At 75.7% G+C, this 24,061-nt stretch carries 18 protein-coding genes; 11 read left to right on the top strand and 7 right to left on the bottom strand.

The annotated features are described in order from the left end of the window. Window positions 1-95: 95 nt before the first annotated feature. A complete protein-coding gene (locus O2W53_RS13790; RefSeq protein WP_269163617.1) occupies window positions 96-1,046 on the top strand; it encodes a GGDEF domain-containing protein in 951 nt (316 codons plus the stop codon). Between the two features lie 7 nt (window positions 1,047-1,053). Here the strand turns inward: O2W53_RS13790 and O2W53_RS13785 are convergent, their stop codons facing one another. After that, window positions 1,054-2,025, bottom strand: a complete 972-nt coding sequence (locus O2W53_RS13785; RefSeq protein WP_269163616.1) for a hypothetical protein — start codon at window positions 2,023-2,025, stop codon at window positions 1,054-1,056. A 146-nt stretch (window positions 2,026-2,171) separates the two neighbouring features. Between O2W53_RS13785 and O2W53_RS13780 the strand changes: the two genes are divergently transcribed. The 7 genes from O2W53_RS13780 (at window position 2,172) to O2W53_RS13750 (ending at window position 12,071) form a co-directional block, all read left to right on the top strand. Beyond that, entirely contained in the window at window positions 2,172-2,525 is a 354-nt protein-coding gene (locus O2W53_RS13780; RefSeq protein WP_269163615.1) for a GntR family transcriptional regulator, read from the top strand. Continuing rightward, a complete protein-coding gene (locus O2W53_RS13775; protein ID WP_269163614.1) occupies window positions 2,522-3,541 on the top strand; it encodes a hypothetical protein in 1,020 nt (339 codons plus the stop codon). Before O2W53_RS13780 ends, O2W53_RS13775 begins: the two co-directional genes overlap by 4 nt. A gap of 90 nt (window positions 3,542-3,631) precedes the next feature. Next, window positions 3,632-6,973, top strand: a complete 3,342-nt coding sequence (locus tag O2W53_RS13770) for a serine hydrolase (protein ID WP_269163613.1) — start codon at window positions 3,632-3,634, stop codon at window positions 6,971-6,973. 7 nt (window positions 6,974-6,980) lie between these two features. Continuing rightward, complete coding sequence (locus O2W53_RS13765) at window positions 6,981-8,171, top strand: M20 family metallopeptidase (RefSeq protein ID WP_269163612.1); 1,191 nt, start codon at window positions 6,981-6,983, stop codon at window positions 8,169-8,171. A 40-nt stretch (window positions 8,172-8,211) separates the two neighbouring features. Beyond that, window positions 8,212-9,180, top strand: a complete 969-nt coding sequence (locus tag O2W53_RS13760) for a GNAT family N-acetyltransferase (protein WP_442928884.1) — start codon at window positions 8,212-8,214, stop codon at window positions 9,178-9,180. Beyond that, complete coding sequence (gene menC / locus O2W53_RS13755; protein ID WP_269163610.1) at window positions 9,177-10,283, top strand: o-succinylbenzoate synthase; 1,107 nt, start codon at window positions 9,177-9,179, stop codon at window positions 10,281-10,283. The genes O2W53_RS13760 and menC overlap by 4 nt, the downstream gene beginning before the upstream one ends. A 93-nt stretch (window positions 10,284-10,376) precedes the next feature. Further along, complete coding sequence (locus tag O2W53_RS13750) at window positions 10,377-12,071, top strand: helix-turn-helix domain-containing protein (RefSeq protein ID WP_269163609.1); 1,695 nt, start codon at window positions 10,377-10,379, stop codon at window positions 12,069-12,071. A 19-nt stretch (window positions 12,072-12,090) separates the two neighbouring features. On the opposite strand, the gene O2W53_RS13745 is transcribed toward O2W53_RS13750, so the two are convergent. After that, entirely contained in the window at window positions 12,091-13,053 is a 963-nt protein-coding gene (locus O2W53_RS13745) for a helix-turn-helix transcriptional regulator (RefSeq protein ID WP_269163608.1), read from the bottom strand. 92 nt (window positions 13,054-13,145) lie between these two features. On the opposite strand from O2W53_RS13745, the gene O2W53_RS13740 reads away from it, so the two are divergent. Then, window positions 13,146-13,679 (top strand): DinB family protein, encoded by a 534-nt coding sequence (locus tag O2W53_RS13740; protein WP_269163607.1) that lies wholly within the window; start codon window positions 13,146-13,148, stop codon window positions 13,677-13,679. A 21-nt stretch (window positions 13,680-13,700) separates the two neighbouring features. Here the strand turns inward: O2W53_RS13740 and O2W53_RS13735 are convergent, their stop codons facing one another. The 5 genes from O2W53_RS13735 to O2W53_RS13715 all read right to left on the bottom strand — a co-directional run bounded on the left by O2W53_RS13735 (window position 13,701) and on the right by O2W53_RS13715 (window position 20,890). Then, on the bottom strand, window positions 13,701-14,678 hold the full coding sequence (locus tag O2W53_RS13735) for an ABC transporter ATP-binding protein (protein WP_269163606.1): 978 nt from the start codon (window positions 14,676-14,678) through the stop codon (window positions 13,701-13,703). Then, window positions 14,675-16,699 carry a dipeptide/oligopeptide/nickel ABC transporter permease/ATP-binding protein gene (locus O2W53_RS13730; protein WP_269163605.1) on the bottom strand — a complete coding sequence of 675 codons (2,025 nt, stop codon included), beginning with the start codon at window positions 16,697-16,699 and terminating at the stop codon, window positions 14,675-14,677. The genes O2W53_RS13735 and O2W53_RS13730 overlap by 4 nt, the downstream gene beginning before the upstream one ends. A gap of 4 nt (window positions 16,700-16,703) precedes the next feature. Beyond that, window positions 16,704-17,750 (bottom strand): ABC transporter permease, encoded by a 1,047-nt coding sequence (locus O2W53_RS13725; protein WP_269163604.1) that lies wholly within the window; start codon window positions 17,748-17,750, stop codon window positions 16,704-16,706. A 43-nt stretch (window positions 17,751-17,793) separates the two neighbouring features. Further along, the gene (locus tag O2W53_RS13720; protein ID WP_269163603.1) at window positions 17,794-19,377 is read right to left on the bottom strand and encodes an ABC transporter substrate-binding protein; all 1,584 of its coding nucleotides are present in this window, start codon (window positions 19,375-19,377) and stop codon (window positions 17,794-17,796) included. 124 nt (window positions 19,378-19,501) lie between these two features. Further along, a complete protein-coding gene (locus O2W53_RS13715) occupies window positions 19,502-20,890 on the bottom strand; it encodes a serine hydrolase domain-containing protein (protein ID WP_269163602.1) in 1,389 nt (462 codons plus the stop codon). A gap of 159 nt (window positions 20,891-21,049) precedes the next feature. Here O2W53_RS13715 and O2W53_RS13710 point away from each other — a divergent pair, with 159 nt between their 5' ends. Together O2W53_RS13710 and O2W53_RS13705 are read left to right on the top strand one after the other, a co-directional pair. After that, window positions 21,050-22,456 carry a serine hydrolase domain-containing protein gene (locus tag O2W53_RS13710; protein WP_269163601.1) on the top strand — a complete coding sequence of 469 codons (1,407 nt, stop codon included), beginning with the start codon at window positions 21,050-21,052 and terminating at the stop codon, window positions 22,454-22,456. Next, window positions 22,456-23,943 (top strand): amidohydrolase family protein, encoded by a 1,488-nt coding sequence (locus tag O2W53_RS13705; RefSeq protein WP_269163600.1) that lies wholly within the window; start codon window positions 22,456-22,458, stop codon window positions 23,941-23,943. Before O2W53_RS13710 ends, O2W53_RS13705 begins: the two co-directional genes overlap by 1 nt. The last annotated feature ends 118 nt before the right edge of the window (window positions 23,944-24,061 follow it).

Below are 24,061 nucleotides of genomic sequence, written 5' to 3'. Positions count from 1 at the left end.
GTCACTCCGACGAGTCGGTCCACGGGGCCGGTGGTGCAAGCTCCTGCCCGGATCGCCGATGGACGCGGTGACATGGAGAACGGCAGGTGGACGAGGTGACGGCGGACCGACGGGTCCCGGCCCGGGTCGGGCTGTTGGCGCTGCTGTACGGGTCGGGTGGGCTGTTCTGCACGGCCGGGGCGCTGTGGCCGATGCACCCCGACACCCCGGTGGCGCTGACCCGTGCCCTCGCCGTCGTCGGGATCGGCGGTGCGGCCGCGATCCTGGCGCGCGGCGACCGGCTGTCGCCCGCCGGCGGGCACGTCGCCCTGGCCGGCGTCTCCCTGCTCGTCGCCTTCCTCGCCTCGCAGTCGGTCACCGCCGTCGGCATCGTCGGGCTCGGCCCGGTGCTCATCGCGGTCGGGCTGTACGCGGCGCACTTCTGCTCCCTGCCCGCGGCCCGCACCCACGCCGCGCTGGCGGTCGGGACGGCGAGCATCGGCGCCGCCGTCAGCCTCCCGCGGGCCGCGGCGCTCCCGTGGGTGATGACCGCGATCAGCGCCCTCCTCCTCACCGAGGCCCATGCCCGGCTCAACAACGCCCTGCGGACCGACGCCGCCACCGACCCGCTCACCGGCCTGGCCAACCGCCGGTCCTGGGAGGCCGAGGCCGGCCGGAGCCTGGCCCGGGCGCTGCGCAGCAAGGAACCGCTGACGGTCGCCGTCCTCGACCTCGACGACTTCAAGGTGGTGAACGACCGCGACGGGCACGGCGCCGGCGACCGGTTGTTGCAGCAGGTGGCCGAGCACTGGCAGGCCCGGCTGCGCACCGCCGACCTGCTCGGCCGCTACGGCGGCGACGAGTTCGTGCTGTGCCTGCCCGCCACCGACGGGCCGGGCGCACAGGAACTGCTCCAGCGACTGGACGGCGGCCCGATCAGCTGGTCGGTGGGGACGGCGACCGCCCGCGCCGGCGACTCGCTGGCCGCGCTGCTGCAGCGCGCGGACGCCGAGCTGTACGCCGGCAAGCGCCAGCGGACGGCGGGCCCCACCGACGGCGGCAGCTGACCGGCGCTCACCCGTCGGCGTCCGCCAGCTCCTCCACCCGCGCCGCGGCGCGGTCCCGGATCGCGGCGGCGGTGTGCGCGCGGCGGACCGCGGCGTCCCGCCGGTGCTCGGCCTCCCCGACCGCGCCCGCCGCCTCGCCGGCCTGCCGCTCGACCCGTCGGAGCTCCTCGGCCAGTCGGGCAGCCCGCTCCTGGAGCTCGTCGCGTCGCTCCGCTGCCTCGACCACCTGCTGTTCCGCCGCCGCGACGGCGGCGTCGGCGTCCCGGGCCACCCCGGCGGCCTCCTCGGCGTCCCGCCGGGCCTGCGCCAGCTCACGAGCGCGGCGCTCCTCGGCCTCCCGGCGGCGCTCCTCGGCCTCGCGGCGCCGCTCCTCCGCCTGACTCCGCTTGGCTGCGTCGGCGTCCGGCGCCGCGCCCGCAACTGGCCGGGCTTCCTGACCGCGGGCCGGGGCCGGGGCCGCCCCACCGGCGCGGATCGGGGTCGCCACGGCGCCACCGAGGTCGACCGGACCCAGGCCGCTGTAGGACAGGGCGGTCGTCAGCCGGCCGGCCCGCAGCGCCGTCCCGGCGTCGGGATCGGCGATCGCCGCCCGCAGGGTGCTCTCCACCTGGTCGGCGACCGCACTGCTGACGTCGTGCCCCTCCCGGTGCGCGACCGCACGCGCCTGCCGGGCCAGGGCGGCGACCACCTGGTTCCGCTGCCGGCCCAGCGCGCGCAGCTGGTCGGCGGAGAGGTCGACCTGGGCCTGCCGCAGCAGCTCCCCGAGCTCGAGCAGCTGGTCGACCTCCTCGGCCTGGCGGCGGACCAGCAGGTTGCAGACCCAGGCCGCCGTCGTGGGCTTGGGCAGTGCGGCGACCGCCTTCGCCAGCTCCTTGTGCCCGGCCGCGCGGGCCCGATCCCGGGCAGCGGTGCGGGCTGCGACGAACTCCTCTGGGGCGACGGCGTAGAGCTCCTCGGCGATCGTCTCCAGCTCGGTCACCGGCGCCCTCCTCCTGTCGCGCGTCCGTCGGCCGACCTGCGTGCGAGCCGGTCGGCGGACCCCGCTGCATCATGCCGCCGTCGCCGACCGACGCCGGGAACAGGTGGCACTTGTTCTAGTCCGCATAGAACAGTTAGATTGCCAACGTGCTGGTGCGCATCGACCCCGACTCCCCCGCGCCGCTGCACGCGCAGATCTCCGCGGCCGTGCGGCGGGGCATCGCCGTGGGCGAGATCGCCCCGGGCGAGCGTCTCCCCGGCGCCCGCGACCTGGCGGCCGCGCTGGGGGTCAACCTGCACACCGTGCTGCGCGGCTACCAGGAGCTGCGGGCCGAGGGCCTGGTCGAACTCCGCCGCGGCCGCGGCGCCCAGGTGCGCACCGACGCCGCACCGGCGGTCGCCGCGCTGCGCCAGGCAGTGCACGCACTGGTCGAGGAGGCGCGGCGCCTGGGGCTCAGCGCCACCGAGGTCACCGAGATGGTCAGAGAGGCGATGGCATGAACGATGGCCTGAACGACGGACACGACAGGGACCTCACCGCAGCGCGGAGCCCGTTCCGCCGGGCCCGGGAGATCGCCGCCGTCGCGCTGCCGCTGGCCGTCTGGGCGGCCGGTGCTGCGCTGGTGGCGTCCTGGCGGCCGGAACTGCCGATGCCGGTCGCTGTCCACTGGGGCACCGACGGCGCCGACGGCTTCGCCGCCCCGCTGCGCACGGTGCTGCTCACCGGCATCGTCCCCGCGCTGGGGTCGCTGGGCACGGCGCTGGTCCTGCGCGCCCGGCGCGTCGCCGCCCCCGAGCGCCGACTGGCGGCCGGCTCGGCGACCGGGATCTCGGTCTTCTGCGTCGGGCTGGTCGTCGGCAGCATCGCCGGGCAGCGCGGCCTGGCCGACCCCGCGACGGCCCCCTCCCCCACCCTGGCCGTGATCGTCGCCGGCCTGCTGGCCGTCCTCGTCGGCACGGCCGCCGCCCGGCTGTTGCCGGGCACGCCGCCCGGAGCGGCACGGGCATCCAGCGCCCCGCCCGAGACGGCACCCCGGCTGTCCGTCGCCCCCGGCGAGCGGGCCGTCTGGTCCGGCCGGGCGACGATGGAGCCGGTCGGCCTCGCCGTGCTCGGCACCGGTGGCCTCGTGCTCGGCGGGCTGGTGCTCCTCGGCATCGCCCCGGCGCCGCTGTTGCTGGCCCTTGCGTTGCTGCTCGTCATCGGCCTGTTGTTCGGCTCCGCCCGCGTCTGGGTCGACGAGCGTGGGCTGACCGTGCGCTCCCCGCTGGGCCGCCCCGCCTGGCAGGTGCCGCTCGCCGACATCGCCGAGGCCACCGTGGTCGACGTCCGGCCGCTGCGCGAGTTCGGCGGCTGGGGCTACCGGGTGGGCCGGGACGGGCGCCGGGCCGTCGTGCTGCGCGGGGGTGCGGCGGTCGAGGTGGTCCAGGGCGACGGACGACGTTTCGCCGTCACGGTGCCGGGCGCCCGGCAGGCCGCGGCGCTGCTCAACACCCTGGCCACCCGGCAGCGGACCTGACCCTGCGCTGGTCGCAGCCGCCAGCACACCCGGCAGCGCTTCGTCGCCTCGGACGAAGAGCACGCGGAGCTCGGGCAGCAGGCTCGCCCCATGGGTCGACCACTCGCTCTCGAGGACGTGCACGCCCTGCAGCTGCCGGGCGAGCCCACCGTCTCCCCCGACGGGCGCGCCGTCGTCTACGTGCTGCGCACCACCGACACCGCGGCCGACGCCGACCGGTACGCGCTCTGGCGGGTCCGCGCCGCGGCCGACGGCTGGGGCGCGCCGGCGCCGCTGACCCGGGGCACCGCCGACACCGGCCCGGCCTTCTCCCCCGCCGGCGACCGGGTCGCCTTCCTCCGCCGCGGCGACGGGCCGCCGCAGCTGCACCTGCTGCCGGTCGACGGCGGTGAGGCCGAGCAGGTGACCAACCTGCCCGCCGGCGCCGGCGCCCCGGTCTGGAGCCCGGCCGGGGACCGGATCGCCTTCACCGCGCCGGTCCGCCCGGCCGAGCAGGACGACCACGCGCCGATCAGCACCACCCGGATCGGCCACAAGGCCGACGGCGTGGGGCTGCTGCGCGGGGTCCGGCAGCACCTGCACGTGCTGGACCTGGCGACCGGCGAGGTGCGGCAGCTGACCTCGGGTGACTGGCACGCCGGCCGGCCGGCCTGGTCCCCCGACGGCAGCCGGCTGGCCTTCGCCGCCGCGACCGACCCCGACGCCGACCTCACCCACCGCACCCCGGCGCACGTGGTCGACGTCGCCGGTGGCCCACCCCGCCGGGTCGGTGACGGCCTCGGCCTGGCCGGCCCGATGGTGTGGACCGCCGACGGCGAGGCGCTGCTGGTCACCGGCCAGCCCACGGTCGCCGTCGACCACGCCGGCCTGCTCGTCCAGCCGCTGGACGCCGTCCCGGCCGAGCGCGACCTGGCCGCACCGCTGGACCGCAACGTCATGCCGGGCGGCCCCGGCTACCCCGGCGGGCTGCCGCAGCTGACCCGGGACGGCGCCGAGGTCGTCTTCTGCGTCCGCGACCGGGGCTGCTCGCACGTCTACGCGACCGCCGTCGACGGGTCGGGCACGCCCCGTCCGGTGCTGACCGGCGCGGACGTCGTCGTCTCCGGGCTGTCGGTGGCCGGCGAGGCCGACGTCGCCGCCGTCGTCCTGGCCGACCCGGCCAGCTACGGCGAGGTCGGCGTGGTCGACTTGCGCTCGGGCACCGTCACCCGGCTCACCACGCACACGGCGGCCTCGCTCCCCGAGGTGGCGCTGGTCCGGCCGCAGCCCCGGACGTTCACCGTGCACGACGGCACGGAGGTGCACGGCTGGCTGCTGGTCGACCCGGCGACCCCGCAGCCGGCGCCGCTGCTGGTCGACGTGCACGGCGGCCCGCACAACGCCTGGTCCCCGGTGGCCGATGCCGCGCACCCGTACCACCAGGCGCTGGTCGCGGCGGGCTGGGCGGTGCTGCTGGTCAACCCGCGCGGCAGCGACGGGTACGGGCGGGCGTTCCTCACCGGCGCCGTCCGCGGCTGGGGCACCGCCGACGAACGCGACTTCCTGGACCCGGTCGACCAGCTGGTCGCCGAGGGCGTGGCCGACCCGGCGCGGCTGGTGCTCACCGGCTACAGCTACGGCGGCTTCATGACCTGCTGGCTGACCGGCCGCACCGACCGGTTCGCGGCTGCGATCGCCGGCGGGGTGGTCGCCGACCTGACCAGCATGACCGGCACCAGCGACGCCGGGGAGGTGCTCGCGCTGGAGTACGGCGACCCGGTGACCGACCCCGACGCCGTCCGGGCGCTCTCGCCGATCACGAACGTGCACCGGGTCCGCACGCCGACGCTGGTGCTGCACGGCGGTGCGGACGAGCGCTGCCCGGTCGGCCAGGCCGAGCAGTGGTTCACCGCGCTGCGCACCCAGCGCGTCCCCACCGAGCTGGTCCTCTTCCCGGGCGGCTCACACCTGTTCATCCTGGACGGCCGGCCCTCGCACCGGGTCGGCTACAGCCGGCGGCTGATCGCCTGGGCGCAGCAGCACGGGAACAGCCGCCCCGTCCTGGACGCCGCGCATTGGCAGCGGCGGCTGGACGAGCTCGCCGCGGCGTACCGCGTCCCGGGGGCGGTGCTGGCGATCCGGCGGGTGACTCCGGGTGCCGACGACGAGCTGGTGGAGGCCGCCACCGGCGTGCTGACCAAGGCGACCGGCGTCGAGGTGACCACCGACTCGGTGTTCCAGATCGGCTCGATCACCAAGGTCTGGACGACGACGCTGGTGATGCAGCTGGTCGACGAGGGGAAGCTGGACCTGGACGCCCCGCTGGTCGAGGTGCTGCCCGAGCTCCAGCTGGGCGACCCCGACGTCGCCAAGCGGGTGACCATGCGACATCTGCTCACCCACACCAGCGGCATCGACGGCGACGTCTTCACCGACACCGGCCGCGGCGACGACTGCATCGAGCGGTACGTGGCCGCGCTGGCCGACGTGGCGCAGAACCACCCGCTGGGCGCCACCTTCTCCTACTGCAACTCCGGCTTCACGCTGGTCGGCCGGGTGGTCGAGGTGCTCACCGGCCAGACCTGGGACGCCGCCCTGCGCGAGCGGGTCATCGAGCCGCTCGGGTTGACGCACACCTCCACGCTGCCGGAGGAGGCGATCCTGCACCGCGCCGCGGTCGGGCACATCGCCACCGAGCCCGGTGCCGAGCCGCAGCCGTCGCCGACCTGGCTGCTGCCCCGCTCGCTCGGCCCGGCCGGCCTGGTCAACGCCACCGCCCGCGACGTCACCGCCTTCGCCGCCGCACACCTGCGCGGGGGCGTGACCGCCGACGGCACCCGGCTGCTGTCCGCGGAGTCGGCGGCGGCGATGACCAGCGCGCAGACCGCCCTCCCGGACACCTGGGCGATCGGCGAATCCTGGGGTCTGGGCTGGATCCGGTTCGACTGGCACGGGGCACGGCTGCACGGCCACGACGGCGGCACCCTGGGTCAGGGGGCGTTCCTGCGGGTGCTGCCCGGCGAGCGCCCGGGCGAGGGCCTGGTGGTGTCGCTGCTGACCAACGGCGGGGACATGCTGGACGTCTACGCCGACCTCTACCGCGAGGTCTTCGCCGAGCTGGCCGGGGTGACCATGGCCGACCGCCTGGAGCCGCCGGCCGAGCCACCGGCGGTGGACCTCACCCGCCACGTGGGCTCCTACGAGCGGAGCTCGGTGCAGACGGAGGTGTTCGAGCGCGACGGCGGGCTGGTGCTGCGCCAGACCGCGGTCGGCGCCGTGGCCGAGGCGACCGGCCAGCCGGTGCAGGAGCACGAGCTCGTGCCGGTGTCCGACGGACTGTTCGCGATGCGCGCCCCGGGTACCCACGGCTGGACGGCGGTCACGTTCTACCAACTGGCCGACGGCAGCGCGTACGTGCACTCCGGCGGCCGCGCCAACCCGAGGAAGGGCTGATCCCCCGGTGACCCACCTGCTGCCCCACGACGTCCGACCCACCGAGTTCGACGCGCTGCTGCCGGCGATGCTGGCCGACCTCGAGGAGCTGGTGACCGTCGAGTCACCCTCGGCCGACCCGGCAGCAGTGGCCGCCGGGGCGGCCCGGGTGGCCCGGATGGGCGCGAAGGCGCTGGGGGCCGAGCCGGAGGTGCTGCTGCACGAGGGCTGCACGCACCTGCGCTGGCGGCTCGGTGCGGGCCCCCGCCGGGTGCTGCTGCTCTGCCACCAGGACACGGTCTGGCCACTGGGCACCCTGGCGGAGATCCCGTGGTCGGTGACCGACGGGGTGGTGCGCGGCCCGGGCTGCTTCGACATGAAGGCCGGCATCGTGCTCGTCTTCACCGCGCTGGCCCGGCTGCAGGCCGGGGGCGAGGACCTGGACGGGGTGACCGTGCTGGTCACCGGGGACGAGGAGATCGGCTCCCCGACGTCGGCCGACCTGATCCGGGCCGAGGCCGCGGGCTGCGACGCGGTGCTCGTGCTGGAGGCCAGCGCCGACGGCGGTGCGCTCAAGACCGGCCGGAAGGGCGCCTCGATGTACGACCTCCTGGTGACCGGTCGGGCCGCCCACGCCGGGCTGGAACCGGAGAAGGGCATCAGCAGCACCGTCGAGCTCGCCCACCAGGTGCTGGCGATCGCCGACCTGGCCGACCCCGCGCTGGGCACCACGGTCACCCCGACGGTGCTCACCTCGGGCACCACCACGAACACCGTCCCGGCCACCGGCCGGCTCAGTGTCGACGTCCGGGCGCGCACCGCCGCCGAGCAGGAGCGGGTCGACGCCGGGATGCGCGCGCTGACGCCGCAGCTGCCGGGTGCGGTCCTCGAGCTGCGCGGCGGGATCAACCGGCCGCCGCTGGAGGAGACCGCCTCGGCCGGGCTGTTCGCGCTGGCCACAGCGGTGTCGGCCCAGCTGGGCCTGCCGGCGCCGGCCGGGGTCACCGTCGGGGGCGCCTCCGACGGCAACTTCACCGCCGGCATCGGGGTGCCCACGCTGGACGGGCTCGGCGCGGTCGGCGGCGGGGCGCACGCCGTCGACGAGCACGTGCTCGCCGACCAGCTCCCCGGCCGGGCCGCGCTCCTCGCCGGCCTGGTGCAGGCAGTGCTGGACGGCGGGGGCCTTGGCGTTCCGGACGAAGACCGCCCCGGTGAATGAGCACCCCGCACCAAGCCCGGGCGGGACCACCGCACGGACCATGGGCGGTGTGACCGACCTGATCGCCGGGACCCCGCTGCCCCTGCCCGCCACCGGGCCGGGTGGTCAGGGTGCGGCCCGCGCCGGCGCCGGTGCGGCCTCGGTGGTCGCCGCGGAGGCCGCCGCCGCCTCGGGGGTGCGGGTCGTCGCGCTCACCGACCTGGCCGACCTGCGGGCCGTCCAGGCGCTCTTCGACTTCATCTGGCACCCCGCCCCGGACAACCGGCCGGTGACCGTGGAGCTGATGCGGGCGCTGACCAAGGCCGGCAACCCGCTGTTCGGTGCGTACGCCGACGGGCAGCTGGTCGGGGCCTGCGTGGCCTTCTTCGCCGCCCCGTCGGGCACCGCCCTGCACAGTCACGTCACCGGCGTCGCGCCGTCGGCGCAGCGACGCAGCGTCGGCCGGGCGCTGAAGCTGCACCAGCGGGCGTGGGCACTGCAGCACGGCCTCGACCGGATCAGCTGGACCTTCGACCCGCTCGTCCGGCGCAACGCCTGGTTCAACCTGGGCCGGCTGGCCGCCACGCCGGTGGAGTACCTGCCGGACTTCTACGGCCCGATGGGCGACACGATCAACGCCTCCGACCAGTCCGACCGGCTGCTCACCTGCTGGTCGCTGGAGGCACCCGCGGTGGTGCGGGCGGTCGCCGGCCAGCCGGTGGAGGTCGACCTGCCCGCCCTGCTGGCGGCCGGCGCGTCCGCCGTCCTGGCCGTGGGGCCCGACGGGCGCCCGGAGGCCCGGCCCGGGACGCCGGGGGTGCCCGCGCTGATCGCCGTCCCGGCCGACGTCGAGACACTGCGTGCCCGCGATGCCGCGCTGGCCGCGGAGTGGCGCATCGCCGTGCGGGCCGCCCTCGGCGGTGCGCTGACCGCAGGAGCCCGCGTGCGGGGGTTCGCCCGCGAGGGCTGGTACGTCGTCGACGGCCCGGGTCTCCCCGGCGCCCCTGAGGCCGGGAGGGCCACACCGTGAAGCTCGAGGCCGTGGAACTGCGCCGGATCCGGATGCCGCTGGTGGCACCCTTCCGCACGTCGTTCGGCAGTCAGACCGCCCGCGACATCCTGCTGGTGCGGGCGCGGACCGACGTGGCGGAGGGCTGGGGCGAGTGCGCCGCGCTGCCGGACCCGCGCTACTCCGCCGAGTACGTCGACGGCGTCGCCGACGTGCTGCGCCGGTTCTTCCTCCCTGCTGTCGCCGCCGTCCCCGACCTCGACGCCAACGCCGTCGGCCGGGCGCTGGCGCCGTACTCCGGGCACTGGATGGCCAAGGCGTCGATCGAGACGGCGGTGCTGGACGCCGAGCTGCGCGCGGACGGGCGCTCCTTCGGCTCGTTCCTGGGCGCCGCCGTCGACCGGGTGCCCTGCGGGGTCTCGGTCGGGATCATGGACTCGATCCCGGAGCTGCTCGACGCGGTCGGCGGCTACCTGGAGCAGGGCTACCTGCGGATCAAGCTCAAGATCGAACCGGGCTGGGACGTCGAGCCGGTCCGCGCGGTCCGGGAGCGCTTCGGCGACGTCGCGCTGCAGGTCGACGCCAACACCGCCTACGCCGTCTCCGACGCCCGGCACCTGGCCCGACTGGACCCCTTCGACCTGCTGCTGATCGAGCAGCCGCTGGACGAGGACGACGTGCTCGGCCACGCCGAGCTGGCCCGCACGGTGCGCACGCCGATCTGCCTGGACGAGTCGATCACCTCGGCCCGCTCGGCCGCGGCGGCGATCCGGCTGGGCGCCTGCTCGATCGTGAACGTGAAGCCCGCCCGGGTCGGCGGGTACCTGGAGGCCCGGCGGATCCACGACGTGTGCGCCGCGCACGGCGTGCCGGTGTGGTGCGGCGGGATGCTGGAGACCGGGCTGGGCCGCGCCGCCAACGTGGCACTGGCCGCGCTGCCGAACTTCACCCTGCCCGGGGACACCTCGGCCTCCGACCGGTACTACGCCACCGACATCACCGAGCCGTTCCGGCTCGACGACGGGCACCTGCGGGTGCCGACCGGCCCCGGCCTGGGGGTCGAGCCCGACGCCGCGCTGCTCGAGGAGGTCACCACCTCGGTGGAGGAGATCGACCTGCGCTGAGGTGCCCGGTTCGTCCGACCGGACGAACCGGGCACCTCCGAGTCGTGCGGGAGGACTGTCCGCGCGGCCGCCGCCGCCCCTAGGGTCGGCCCGGTGAGCCTGCCTGCGAGCTCGGTCCCGGGTCTGTCCACGCTCGCCGCTGCCCCGGCGGCGGCGCACCGGGCCAGCCTCGGCCACGTCCTGGACCACCTGGGCACCACGCTGCTCGAGGTGGCGGCCGGCGACCCGACGGCCGACCTGGCCGAGCAGGGCGTCGGCGGGCTGGTCATCCACGACCCGGTCGACCCTCCGGCGCTGCCCTCCCGGGCGCTGGTGCTGGGCGTCGGCGTGCACGAGCCGGACGCCGTCCTCGACCTGCTGGAGCAGACCGCCGCCGCCGGCGGGGCCGGGCTGATCGTGCGGGCGCCGGCGCCCCCCGACCCACGGATCTCCGCGGTCGCCGAGCGCACCGGCACCGTGCTGCTCGCACTGACCCGCGGCGCCAGCTGGAACCAGCTGGCCACCCTGGTCCGCTCGCTGCTCGGCGAGGGCGGGGTCGGCACCGCGGGCGCCGAGTCGCTGGGCGGGGTGCCGGGCGGGGACCTGTTCGCCCTCGCCAACGCGATCGCCTCGCTGCTGGACGCCCCGGTGACCATCGAGGACCGCAGTTCGCACATCCTCGCCTTCTCCGGCCGCCAGGACGAGGCCGACGAGTCGCGCATCCAGACCATCCTCGGCCGCCAGGTGCCCGACCGGTTCACCCGCCGGCTCGAGGCGCACGGGGTGTTCCGGCAGCTGTACGCCACCGACCGCCCGGTGTGGATGGCGCCGGAGGTGCTCGGGATGCCGGAGGTGACCATCGCCCGGGTGGCGGTCGCGGTGCGGGCCGGCGACGAGATCCTCGGCACCATCTGGGCCGCCGTCGACGAGCCGCTGGACCCCTCGCGCGAGCGCAGCCTGGTCGACGCGGCGAAGCTGGTCGCCCTGCACCTGCTGCGGATGCGGGCCGGTGCCGACGTGGAACGGCGGCTGGCCAGCGAGCTGGTCGCCACGGCGCTGGAGGGCGGGCCGGGCACGGTCGACGCGCTGAGCCGGCTGGGGCTGGCCGACCGGCCGCTCATCGTGCTGGCGATGGGGCTGACCGAGAACACCGACGAGCACGGCACCCTGACCCTGGCCCGGCGCGAGGCCGAGCGGCAGCGCTCCGCGGACGCGCTGGCCGTGCACCTCACCGCGCTGCACCCCGGCTCCGTCGTCGCCCTGGTCGGCGGGGTCTGCTACGGCGTCCTGCCGGTCGGGGCGGACGCACCGACGGCGGACGCGCGGGCCGCCGCGGTGGCCACCGAGTTCCTGCAGCGCACCGGTGGCCGGGTGCCCGGGATGATCGGCGTCGGCACCGTCGCCCTCGACGTCTCGGCGCTGACCCGCTCCCGGGACGCCGCCGACCGGGCCCTGCGGGTGCTGCGCAACGGCACCACCTCGCGCCGGGTGGCCCGCGCCGGCGACGTGCACATCGAGTCGCTGATGTTGCAGCTGGCCGACCTGGCCGCCGCCGAGGGACACCAGGCCTCGGGGCCGGTCGCCCGACTGGCCGAGTACGACGCCGCGCACCGCGCCCAACTGGTGGAGACGCTGCGCGCCTGGCTGGACGCCTTCGGGGACGCGATCGCCGCCTCCGCGAAGGTGCACGTGCACCCCAACACCTTCCGCTACCGGCTGCGCCGGATCGCCGAGGTCGGCGGGATCGACCTGGGCGACGCCGACTCCCGGTTCGCCGCGATGCTGGAGCTGCGGCTGCTGCGCTGGTGAACTGCTCGGTGACTGGTGCTCAGCCGGCCACCGCGCGGGCGAAGCGCTCCGACCACTCCGCGAGCCGCTCCCGCAGCTCGGCCGGGGCGACCACGGTGAACTCCGCGCGGACGGCGCCCAGCACCAGGGCCGGCCAGTCCAGGTCGTCGGTCTCCAGGTGCAGCCGGCAGCGGTCCGGGCCCTCGTCGGTGACCCGCACCCACCGACCGACCCGGTCGCGGACGACCGCCGCCGGGGCCTCGACCACCGCCTCCACGACGGTCGGCGTGCGGAACTGGTCCATGCCCGCCCGGACGAATGCGGCGGCGTCCTCGGCCGGCAGCGGTCGCGGGGCGAACCGGGCCCCGGTGGCCCGCAGCCCGGACATCCGGTCCAGCCGGAAGGTGCGCCAGTCACCACGGGACGGGTCGGAGGCGACGAGGTACCAGCGGCGGCCCAGCGGCACGAGCCGGTGCGGCTCCACCAGCCGGTCCGCCGGTGGTCTCCCGGCCGCGGTGTAGGTGAACTCCAGCCGCTCGGTCTCCCGGCAGGCCTGGGCGGCCGCCACCAGCACGCCCGGGTCGACCGCGGGGCCGCCGTCGGACCAGGGTGGGGCGGGCACGGTCATCGCCCGCAGCGCCTCCACCCGGCGGCGCAGCCGGGCGGGCAGCACCGGCAGCACCTTGGTCAGGGCCCGCACCGAGGGCTCGGCCATCCCGGCGCCCGCCCCGGCCGCCGCGGCCTGCAGCCCCACGGTGAGCGCCACCGCCTCGTCGTCGTCGAGCACCAGCGGCGGCAGCGCGGCCCCGGCGGCCAGCCGGTAGCCGCCGTCCACCCCGGGACGGGCCTCCACCGGGTAGCCGAGCTCGCGCAGCCGGTCCACGTCCCGGCGCAGCGTCCGCAGCGAGACGCCCAACCGGCCGGCCAGGTCGGCGCCGGCCCAGTCGCGGCGGCCCTGCATCAGCGAGAGCAGGCGCAGCGCACGGGAGGTGGGGTCGACCATGCGCTGAGACTGCCATCCATCGCGGACAGGATCTGGCACCGATGCCCGGCAGCATCGTCGGTACGAGATCCCATCCACGAGAGGGCACACCGATGACCACCACCCAGACCACCACCCCCACCCCTGTCACCGGCGAGCGGGCAGACCTGCTCGAGTCGCTCGCCAAGCACCGCATGTTCCTGATCCACACGGTGCAGGGGCTGACCGACGAGCAGGCCCGGCTGCGGCCCACCGTCAGTGAGCTGACCCTGGGCGGTCTGCTCAAGCACGTCACCGCCATGGAACGGATGTGGGCGGAGTTCATGGTGACCGGCCCGGCCACCTTCCCGGCGTTCGACGAGTCGACGGCGGAGGAGTGGGCGGCGGAGTTCGTGATGGGCCCGGACCAGACGCTGGCCGAGCTGCTCGCCGACGCCGCCACGGTCGCCCAGCGCACCGACGAGCTGGTCCGGACCCTGCCGAGCCTGGACGTCACTCACCCACTGCCGGCGGCGCCGTGGTTCGAGCCGGGCGCCCGGTGGTCCGCCCGCCGGGTCGTGCTGCACATGATCGCCGAGATCGCCCAGCACGCCGGCCACGCCGACGTCCTGCGCGAGACCATCGACGGCCAGAAGTCGATGGGCTGACCGAGGGCCGGCACACGCCGGTCAGCTGGTGCGACTGGCCACGGGCTCGTGCGCCGGCGCGAAGTGGCAGGCGGCGGCGTGCCGGTGGTCGGCCGTCGGCTCGGTGGTCCGGCACACCTCCCGCTCCGGGTGGACGAGCGGCCCGATCGGGCAGCGCGGGTGGTACCGGCACCCCGGTGGCGGGGCGTGCGGGTCGGCGGGCTCCGCGGCCGCCACCACCGCCGGCGTCGGGTCGGGGGCGGGCCGATCCGAGCGGGCGTGCGCGGAGTCGGGCACGGCTGCGAGCAGGTCCCGGGTGTAGGGGTGCTGCGGGTCGGCGAGCACCTGCTCGGCCGGCCCGTGCTCGACGATGCGGCCCAGGTACATCACGGCGATCTCGCTGGCCACGTACCGGACGACGGCCAGGTTGTGCGAGATGAACAACATCGAGGTGCCCAGTTCCCGCTGCAGCCGGCGCACCAGGTTCAGCACCGTGCCCTGGATGGAGACGTCGAGCGCGGAGGTGATCTCGTCGGCGACGACCACCGCGGGCCGGGCGGCCAGCGCGCGGGCCAGCGCCACCCGCTGCCGCTGACCGCCGGACAGCTGGCCGGGGTAGGCGCCGGCCCGGGTTGGGTCCAGCTCGACCAGGTCCAGCAGCCGGGCCACCTCACGCCGCCGCTCGGCCGACCGGACCCCGCGCGGCACCGCCTCCGCGACGCTGTCCCCGATCGTCATCCGCGGGTCGAGCGAGGAGTACGGGTCCTGGAAGACCATCTGCACCGGCCGCGGGCCCGATCCGTGCCGCAGCGGCTCCCCGTCGAGCAGGATCCGGCCCCCGGACAGCGGCGTGAGGCCCACGGCCGCGCGGGCCAGCGTCGACTTGCCCGAGCCGGACTCCCCCACCAGGCCGACGACCGCGCCGTCCGGCACCGTGAGGCTCACCCGGTCGACGGCGGTCATCGCCCGCCGCCGGGAGCCGTACCGGACGCTCACGTCGTCGAACCGCAGCTCGCTCATGCCCGCTCCCCCAGGGAGACCGCCACCGGCGCAGCACCGGGGACGGCGCGGTCGGTGACCTCACCGGCGTGCCAGCAGGCCACCCGCCAGCCGGCCCCGTCGTCGGCGAGGGCCGGGTCCTCGTCGGTGCACCGCGCCGACGCCAGTGGGCACCGGGGCGCGTAGGCACAGCCCGGCGGCTGGTGCGCCGGGTCGACCGGCCGGCCGGGGATGACCGGCAGCGGCGCGTCCAGGTCGACGTCCATGTCGGGGACCGCGGCCACCAGCGCCCGCGTGTAGGGATGGCGGGCTCCGGTGTCGAGCTCGGCCGCCGGCAGGTCCTCCACCACGCGGCCGGCGTACATCACCAGCACCCGGTCACACACCTGCCCGACGACGGCGACGTCGTGGCTGATCAGCAGCAGCGCCACGCCGTCGGCGGCGCGCACCGCGGCCAGCAGGTCCAGCACCTGCCGCTGCACGGTCACGTCCAGCGCGGTGGTCGGCTCGTCGGCGACGATCAGCGTCGGCTCGCCCATCAGGCCCATGCCGATCATCGCCCGCTGCCGCATCCCGCCGGAGAACTCGTGCGGGTACTGGTGCGCGCGGCGCTCGGCCGCGGGCACCCGGACACTGCGAAGCCGGTCGACGGCGCGGTCCAGCGCCTGCCGCCGGTTCATCCCCTGGTGCTCCTCGGCGACCTCGGCCAGCTGACGCCCGATCCGGCGGGTCGGGTTGAACGACGTCATCGGGTCCTGGAAGACCATCGCGAACGAGGTGCCCAGCAGCCTGCGGTGGCTGCGCTCGGACCCGGTCAGCAGGTCGGTGCCCTGGAACTCCAGCCGGTCCGCGGTGACCTCGCCGGGCTGCTCGACCAGCCGGGCGATCGCCAGTGCGGTGAGCGACTTGCCCGAGCCGGACTCCCCGACGACCCCGACCGCCTCGCCCCGGCCGATCCGGAAGCTCACCCCGCGGACCGGGCGCACCAGCCCACGGGGCCCCGGGAAGGTCACCGAGAGGTCCTGGACGTCGAGCACCGGCCGGTCCGCCGCCGGGCCGGGGTCGGTGGCCGGGGTGCCGTCGTCGGTGACCGGGGCCGGCACGGTGTCGGCCCGGGAGCCCCCGGGCACCGGGTACGCCCCGTTCACGGCGGCGGTCAGCCCGATGCCCTTGGCCACCGCCTCACCGAACAGGTTGAACGCCAGGCCGGCGACGACGATCGCGACGCCGGGGGCCAGCGCCGCCTCCGGGTGGATGTAGATGCCGCTGAGCCCGTCCTGGAGCAGCCGCCCCCAGTCGTAGCTGGGCGCCTGCACGCCCAGACCGAGGAAGGACAGCCCGGCGAAGGCCAGCAGTGCGCCGCCGGCGCCGATCGTCGCGTTCACCACCAGTGGCTCGCCGATGTTGGGCAGCACGTGCCGCAGGAGCACCCGCACCCGGCCCACCCCGGCGATGCGGGCGGCGGCGACGAAGTCGCGGTCGGCGATCCCGGCGGCCAGCGTGTGGGAGAGCCGGGCGAAGGAGGGTGCACCGGCGAAGCCGATGGCCAGCACCGCCCCGGTCGCCCCCACCCCGAAGACGACGGCGAAGAAGAGCGCCAGCAGCAGCCCGGGGAAGGCGACGGCGATGTCGACCCCTGCGGTCACCAGCCGCCCGGCGCGCCGGCCCAGCAGCAGCGGCGCGGTGCCCAGCAGCAACCCGAGGACCACCGCGATCAGCGTCGCCAGCAGCGCCAGGCCGATGGACAGCCGAGTCGCCACCAGCACCCGGGCGAACAGGTCGCGGCCCAGGGCATCGGTGCCCACCCAGTGCTCACCGGAGGCGCCCTGCATCGCTGCGGTGGTGTCCACGGTGTCGGCCGCGTCGGACCAGAACACCGGGCCGAACACCGCAAGCAGGAGCACCACGGCCAGCAGCAGGCCCGCGCCGGCGCCGACCGGGGTGCGGAGCACGGCGAGCCAGCGGGCCCGCGCCGCCGACCGCCGGGTGGGGGCGGCGGCCGGCTGGTCGGCGGCGGTGGGCGGCATCGGTGCGGTCGTCATCGGCTCAGCTCTCCCGGATGGCCGAGCGCGGGTCCAGCAGCGCGAGCACCACGTCGACGGTCAGGTTCACCAGCAGCACCCCGGCGCCGTAGACGAGCACGATGCCCTGCACCACGGAGTAGTCCTTGAGCAGGATCGAGGAGACGATCGTGCTGCCCAGCCCCGGCCAGGCGAAGACGTTCTCCACCAGCACCGTGCCCGCGACCAGCGCGCTGAGCAGCAGCCCGCCCAGCGTGATCGTCGCGGTCAGCGCGTTCGGCATGGCGTGCCGGAGGTAGACCTTCGGCGCCGGGAGGCGTTTGGCCCGGGCGGTGCGCACGTGGTCGGCCTGCAGCACCGAGAGCATCTCCACCCGCAGGATCCGGGCCAGCGCGGCGGCCGGCCCGACGGCCAGGGCCAGCACCGGCAGGACGTAGGAGCTCGCACCCCGCTGGCCGGCCACCGGCAGCCAGCCCAGCTGGACGCCGAAGACGTAGACCAGGCCGACGCCGAGCAGGAAGTCCGGGACCGCCCCGGCGACGACGCTCGCCGAGGAGAACGCCAGCTCGCGGCGACGGGCGCGCCCACCCCGGGTCAGCACGCCCATCGCCACCCCGATCGGGACGGCGAGGGCCACGACCACCAGGAACGCCAGCACCGCCAGCTGCGCCGTCGCCGGCAGCCGCTGGGAGATCACCTCCGAGACCGGCAGCCGGGAGGTGAGCGACGTCCCGAGGTCGCCGGTGAGGACGCCCTGCAGGTAGTGCACGTACTGCAGCCACAGCGGGTCGTCCAGGCCGAGGGACGCCCGCCGGGCCGCCACCAGCGACGCCGGCGCGGTCGGCCCCAGCGCCGCCCGGACCGGGTCACCCGGGATCAGGTGGATCATCAGGAACGACGCGGTGACCAGCACCCACAGCGAGACGACGAGCCGGCCGGCGCGCCGGGCGGCGAACCGCAGCCACGGGCTGTCGAGTGCCGCGTCCACCCCCCGGCGCCCCGCCGTCGCGCCGGGCGCCGCCGTCGCGCCGGTCGCCGTCGCCGTGCCGGTCGTCGTCGTCGTGCTCGTCACCGTCACCCCCTCCCCGCCGTCTGCGTCGTCGTCCGGGGCCGGGTCAGTCGACCATCCGGATGCTGGTCGGCTGGAGGACGTCGACGACCTCGAACTCCGCGCCGCTGCCGAAGAAGCTCACGTCCTGGTTGGCGAACGGGACGACGTCGGCGTCCCGGACCAGGGCGGACTCCGCCTCCAGCCAGGTGTCGCAGCCCTCCGTGCCGATCATGGTCATCGCCTCGGCCACCAGCTGGGTGTAGTCGGCGTTGTCGATGGCGGCGAAGTTGTTGCCGTCGGGCACCGTCGGGCCGGACAGGAAGGGCACCAGCTGGTCCGGGCTGCTGACGTTGACCGGGATCCAGGCGACGTCCCAGTCACCGGTGCCGAAGATGGTCTCGACCGCGGCGGTCTCGTCCTTCGGCGTCGTCGTCACCTCGGCGCCGAGCTCGGTCCAGGCGGCGACGACGAGCTCGGCGGCCGCGGAGCCCGGCGCGCCCAGCGCGCTGTCGTAGAGGAACGTCAGCTCCAGCCGTTGGCCGTCCTTGCTGCGCACGCCGTCGGCGCCGGCCTCCCAGCCCGCCTCGTCGAGCAGCTGCTGGGCGGCCGCCAGGTCGTACTCGGGCAGCGCGCCGGAGATCGAGTCGCCGGGGCAGGAAGCCGGGGCGGAGGCGGCGAACGTGGTGCCGGGTCCGCCGCGGCCGGCGGTGATCACCTCGGCCAGCTGGTCCAGGTCGACCGCCTGGGTCAGCGCCATCCGCACCGCCGGGTCGGCCGTGGGGTGGCCCTCGCCGTGGTGGTACCACATCTCGCCCAGCACCGCGGTGACGGTCGCGTCGAACAGGCCCTCCTCGGCCAGCCGCCCGGCGTCCGGGCCCAGGATCTGGGCGGCGCTGAGCCCGCCGGACAGCAGCAGGTTCGCCGAGGTGGTCTCGTTGCCGACGACCTGGGCCACGATCTCGTCGGGCATGCCCTCGACGTCGGTGCCTGCGCCGTCGGGGCCCCAGGTGTACCCCTCGCGCAGGGTGTAGGTGTAGTGGTCGCTGGGGACGGCCTCGGTGAGCTCGTAGGGCCCGGTGCCGAGGGTCTCCGCGGCCAGCTGGTCGCGGTCCTCCAGGCCTGCGGCGCAGACCATCGGGACGCCGGCCAGGCCCTCCAGCACGAAGGGCGCGGGCCCGGCCAGGTCCATGGTCACGGTGCCGGTGGCGTCGTCCGCGGTGGCCTGGACGCCGGCCGGCACGAAGACCCCGAGGAACGGGCTCTGGTTGGCCGGGTCGGCGATCCAGTTGAGGTTGGCCGCCGCGTCGCTCGCGGTGAAGGGCGAACCGTCGGAGCAGGTGACGTCGTCGCCGATGGTCAGGGTGACGGTCTCGGCGTCGACCGTCCACTCCTCGGCGATCCCCGAGACGACCTCCCCCTCGCTGTCGATGAACACCAGGGAGTCGTAGGCGAAGTGGCTGAGCTGGAAGAGGTCGCTGGCCGCCGAGGCCTGCGGGTCGAGGTTCCCCGGGTCGGAGGACAGCGCCATGGTGAAGGTGCCGCCGTCGACGACCTCACCGCTGCCGCCACCCCCGTCGTCTCCGCCACCGCACCCGGCGAGGAGGAGCGTGGCGGCGGAGACGCCGACGCCGGTCCGGATGAGCCTCATGGTGTGTCCTCTCCTGATGCGGCGGTTGCGAGAAGGCTGCCGCGCGACAGCCGCAGGTTCTTCGTCCGGACGGACGAGGCCGACCGCACCGGCTCGTCGTGGGTGACGAGCCGGCCGGGCGGTGTCATCCGGCGACCCGCGGGACGGCGCGGCCGATGTGCATGAACCGCGCATGACCGGCGCCGTCGTCGCCGAGGAAGGCGAAGGGCACGTGCAGGCCGGACTGGGCCTGCACCGGGATCAGCGTGTCCGGGGCGAAGGAGACCAGCTCGCTGCGCTCGGGCTGCTCGCCCATCTCCAGGGCGATGTCCTTGGGGCGCATCTCCAGCCAGATCCGGCCGTCGTCGTCCTGGCTGACGACCAGGTCGGCCACCCGGCTGCTGTACGTGCCGGCGTACCGCGTCGCGTCGACCCGGGGCGGGTCGACCGGCGGCACCGGCAGCGCCCGCAGCTGCACGTCGGCCAGCTCCCGCAGCACGTGGCCCACGACGTCCCGGTACAGCCCGTAGGGGTCCCCGCCGTTGGTGAGCAGCACGACCGCGATGCCCTGCTCGGGCAGGACCCGCAGGAACGAGGCCTGGCCGATGGTGTTGCCGTCGTGCCCGATGACCGGGGTGCCCTGGCCGTCGAACAGCTCCCAGCCCAGCCCCCAGGCGTCGCCCATCACCCGGATGTCGGGGAGGTCCACCTGGCGTTCCTGCATCGCCGCGACCGTGCCGGCGTCCAGGACGCTCGACCCGTCGGCGGCCTTGCCCGCCTCCAGGTGCATCCGGGCGAAGGCGAGCAGGTCCCGCGCCCGCATCGACAGCATCGAGCCGGCCGGGGCGTTGGACCGGGCCATGGCCCACATCGGTGCCGGCACCTCCGCGGCGTCCGGCTCGGGGCGCACGTGGCCGACCGCGACCCGGTGGACGATCGCCTCGTACGGGCTGGCCGCGGCGTGGGTGAGGCCGAGGGGGGTGAACAGGCGCTCCGCCAGGCACTCGTCGAACGGCTTGCCGCGCAGCACCTCCACCAGCCGGCCGAGGACGCAGTAGCCGGCGTTGTTGTAGGAGAACTGCTCGCCGGGTGGGAAGAGCTGTGCCACGTCGCCGAGCCCGGCGACGTAGCGCTCCAGGGCGTCGTCGCCGCGGCCGGTGTCGGTGAACACGTCGCCCTCGAAGCCGGCGGTGTGGCTCAGCAGCTGGCGCACGGTGAGGGTGCGTGCCGCCGACTCGTCGGCCAGCGTCAGGCCGGGCAGGTGCCGGCTGACCGGGTCCTCCAGGGCGACCAGGCCCTCGTCGACCAGCTGCATCACCAGGGTCGCCGTCCAGACCTTGGTGATCGAGCCGATCTGGAACAGCGTGTCCGGTGTCGCGGCCACCTCGGTCACGGTGCTGAGCACCCCGGCAGCGGCGTCGACCACCTCACCCTCGGCGAGCACGGCCACCCCGGCGGCCGGCACCCCGTGCTCGGCCAGCAGCGCCGGCAGGCGGTCGCGGATCCAGGCTCCGACCTCGTCCAGCTTCGTCATGCGGGCACCGTAGGAGCGCTAGTCAGCTGGTTGTTCGTGGTCGCGGCCAGCGCTGCGCGGGCGCCTTCGTCGGCGCCGACGAAGATCCGTGACGGCCGGCGCGGCAGGCTGCGCCCGTGGGTCGGACCGGCCCCGGACGCCGACCGGACGGAGCAGCAGATGACCACGGCCACACGCCCTGCGATCGACCAGCAGCACTGGCAGCAGCGACTGGACGAGCTGGCCCGGCGACACGGGGTGCCCGGCGCGACGCTCGCCGTCCTGCGGCTGGGCGCCGACGGCGGCGCGGACGAACTGGTGGAGGCCGCCACCGGTGTGCTGAACATGGGGACCGGGGTGGAGGTGACCACCGACTCGGTGTTCCAGATCGGCTCGATCACCAAGGTCTGGACCGCCACGCTGGTGATGCAGCTGGTCGACGAGGGCAAGCTCGACCTGGACGCCCCGCTGGTCGAGGTGCTGCCGGAGCTGCAGCTGGGCGATCCCGACGTCGCCAAGCAGGTGACCATGCGGCACCTGCTCACCCACACCAGCGGCATCGACGGCGACGTCTTCACCGACACCGGCCGCGGCGACGACGTGCTGGAGAAGTACGTCGCGGCGCTGGCCGACGTGGCACAGAACCACCCGCTGGGCGCCACCTTCTCGTACTGCAACTCCGGGTTCAACCTCGCCGGGCGGGTGGTCGAGGTGCTCACCGGAAAGACCTGGGACGCCGCCCTGCGCGAGCGCATCATCGAGCCGCTCGGGCTCACGCACACCTCCACGCTGCCGGAGGAGGCGATCCTGCACCGCGCCGCCGTCGGGCACATCGAGCCGGGCGAGGACGCCGACCTGCAGCCGACGACCACCTGGCTGCTCCCCCGCTCGCTCGGGCCGGCCGGCCTGGTCAACGCCACCGCCCGCGACGTCACCGCCTTCGCCCGGCTGCACCTGCGCGACGGTCGCGGCCCGGACGGCGACGTGCTGCTGTCCGCGGCCGCCACGGCCCGGATGCAGGAGCTGCAGACCGACCTGCCGGACAAGTACTCCCTCGGTGACTCGTGGGGGCTGGGCTGGATCCGGTTCGACTGGGACGGCGAACGGCTCTACGGCCACGACGGGACGACGATCGGGCAGAACGCCTTCCTGCGGGTGCTGCCCTCCCAGGGCCTCGCGGTGGCGCTGCTGACCAACGGCGGCCACCCCCGCGACCTGTACAGCGACCTGTACCGCGAGCTGTTCGCCGAGCTCGCCGGGGTGCAGATGGCCGGGCAGCTGGAGCCGCCGGCCACCGCGCCGGACGTGGACCACTCCGGCTACGTGGGCACCTACGAGCGCAGCTCGATCACCACCGAGGTGTTCGAGCGCGACGGTGGGCTGGTGCTGCGGATCATCCCGACCGGGGAGGTCGCCCTGTCCACCGGCGCGACCGTGGAGGAGCTGGAGCTGCACCCGGTCGAGCAGGGGCTGTACGCCACCCGGGCGCCGGGTGAGGAGACCTGGATGGCGGCGGTCTTCTACGCGCTGCCCGACGGCAGCGAGTACCTGCACTACGGCGCCCGCGCGCAACCGCGGCAGGCCTGATGCCCGCACCAGTGGCCGACCTCGTCCTGACCGGCGCCCGGGTCATCGACCCGGAGACCGGCCTGGACGGGGTGCGGGCAGTGGGGATCACCGGCGGCGCGATCACCTCGGTCGGTGAGGCGGCGCCGCCGGCCCGGGAGGTGTGGGACGTCGCCGGGCAGGTGCTGGCGCCCGGCTTCATCGACCTGCACAGCCATGCGCAGAGCACCACCGGGCTACGGCTGCAGGCCCTCGACGGCGTGACCACCGCGCTGGAGCTGGAGGCCGGGGTGCTGCCGGTCGCCGGCGCCTACGCCCGGGCCGAGGCAGAGGGCCGGCCGGTGAACTTCGGGTTCTCCGCGTCCTGGACCGACGCCCGGATGCACGTGCTCGACCGGGTGCCGTTGGTGGCCGACGCCTCGCTGGACCTGTTCGCCACCCACCAGTCGCTGCCGAACTGGCGCGGTCCGGCGAGCGACCGGGACGTCGGCCGCATCCTGGACCTGCTGGCCGACGCGGTCGGCGAGGGCGCGCTGGGCATCGGGGTGCTGGTCGGCTACGCGCCGGACAGCGGCCGGGCCGAGTACTTCCGGCTGGCCGGTCTCGCCGCCCGGCTGGGCGTGCCGACCTTCACCCACACCCGCTTCATCTCCACCGCCGAGCCGGGCACCTCACTGGAGGGCGCGCTGGAGGTGATCGCCGCCGCGGCCGGCACCGGGGCGCACATGCACATGTGCCACGTGAACAGCACCTCCACCCGGATGATCGACGAGGTCGCCGGCGCGATCGACGCCGCCCGGGTGGGCGGCGTCAGCGTCAGTACCGAGGCCTATCCCTACGGCGCCGGCTCCACGGTCATCGGCGCGGCGTTCCTCGCCCCCGAGCTGCTGAACCGGCTGGGGATCGGCCCACGGCAGCTGACCTACCTGCCCACCGGGGAGCGGGTCGCCGACGACCGCCGGCTGGCCGAGCTGCGCGCGACCGACCCCGGCGGCGGCGTGGTGGTGCACTTCCTCGACGAGGACGACCCGGCCGACCTCGCCGTCCTGGAGCGGTCGTTCACCCTGGCCGACACCGCGATCGCCACCGACGCGATGCCCTTGGTCGCCCCGGGCGGAGGCCCCGCACCGGATTCCTGGCCACCTCGACCGGACATGGTCACCCACCCGCGCTCGGCCGGTTCCTACGCGCGGACGCTGCGCTGGCTGGTGCGGGAACGAGGTCTGCTCAGCCTGACCGAGGCGCTGCGCCGCTCGTCGCTGCTGCCGGCACAGATCCTGGAGGGCGCCGTCCCGGCGATGCGCCGCAAGGGCCGGGTACAGGTCGGCGCCGACGCCGACCTCGTGGTCTTCGACCCGGGCACGGTCACCGACCACGCGACGTACACCCAGGTCGCGCCGTCCAGCGGCTTCCGGCACGTGCTGGTCGCCGGGACGCCGCTGGTCCGCGACGGGGAGCTGCGCACCGACGTGCTGCCCGGCCGGGCGGTGCGCTCGGGCGCGGTCTGACGGGTCTGCCACGGCGGCAGCGGCCTGCGCCGCCTGGGCGACGGACCGGACCGGGGACCGGGTCACGGATCGGCCGCGATCGAGCCCGGTGGGGGCTGCGCTGGGTCCGACCGGGTAC

This window comes from Modestobacter sp. VKM Ac-2978, from assembly GCF_026968025.1.
GTDB lineage: Bacteria > Actinomycetota > Actinomycetes > Mycobacteriales > Geodermatophilaceae > Modestobacter.
This window is presented reverse-complemented; position numbering and strand designations above follow the sequence as displayed.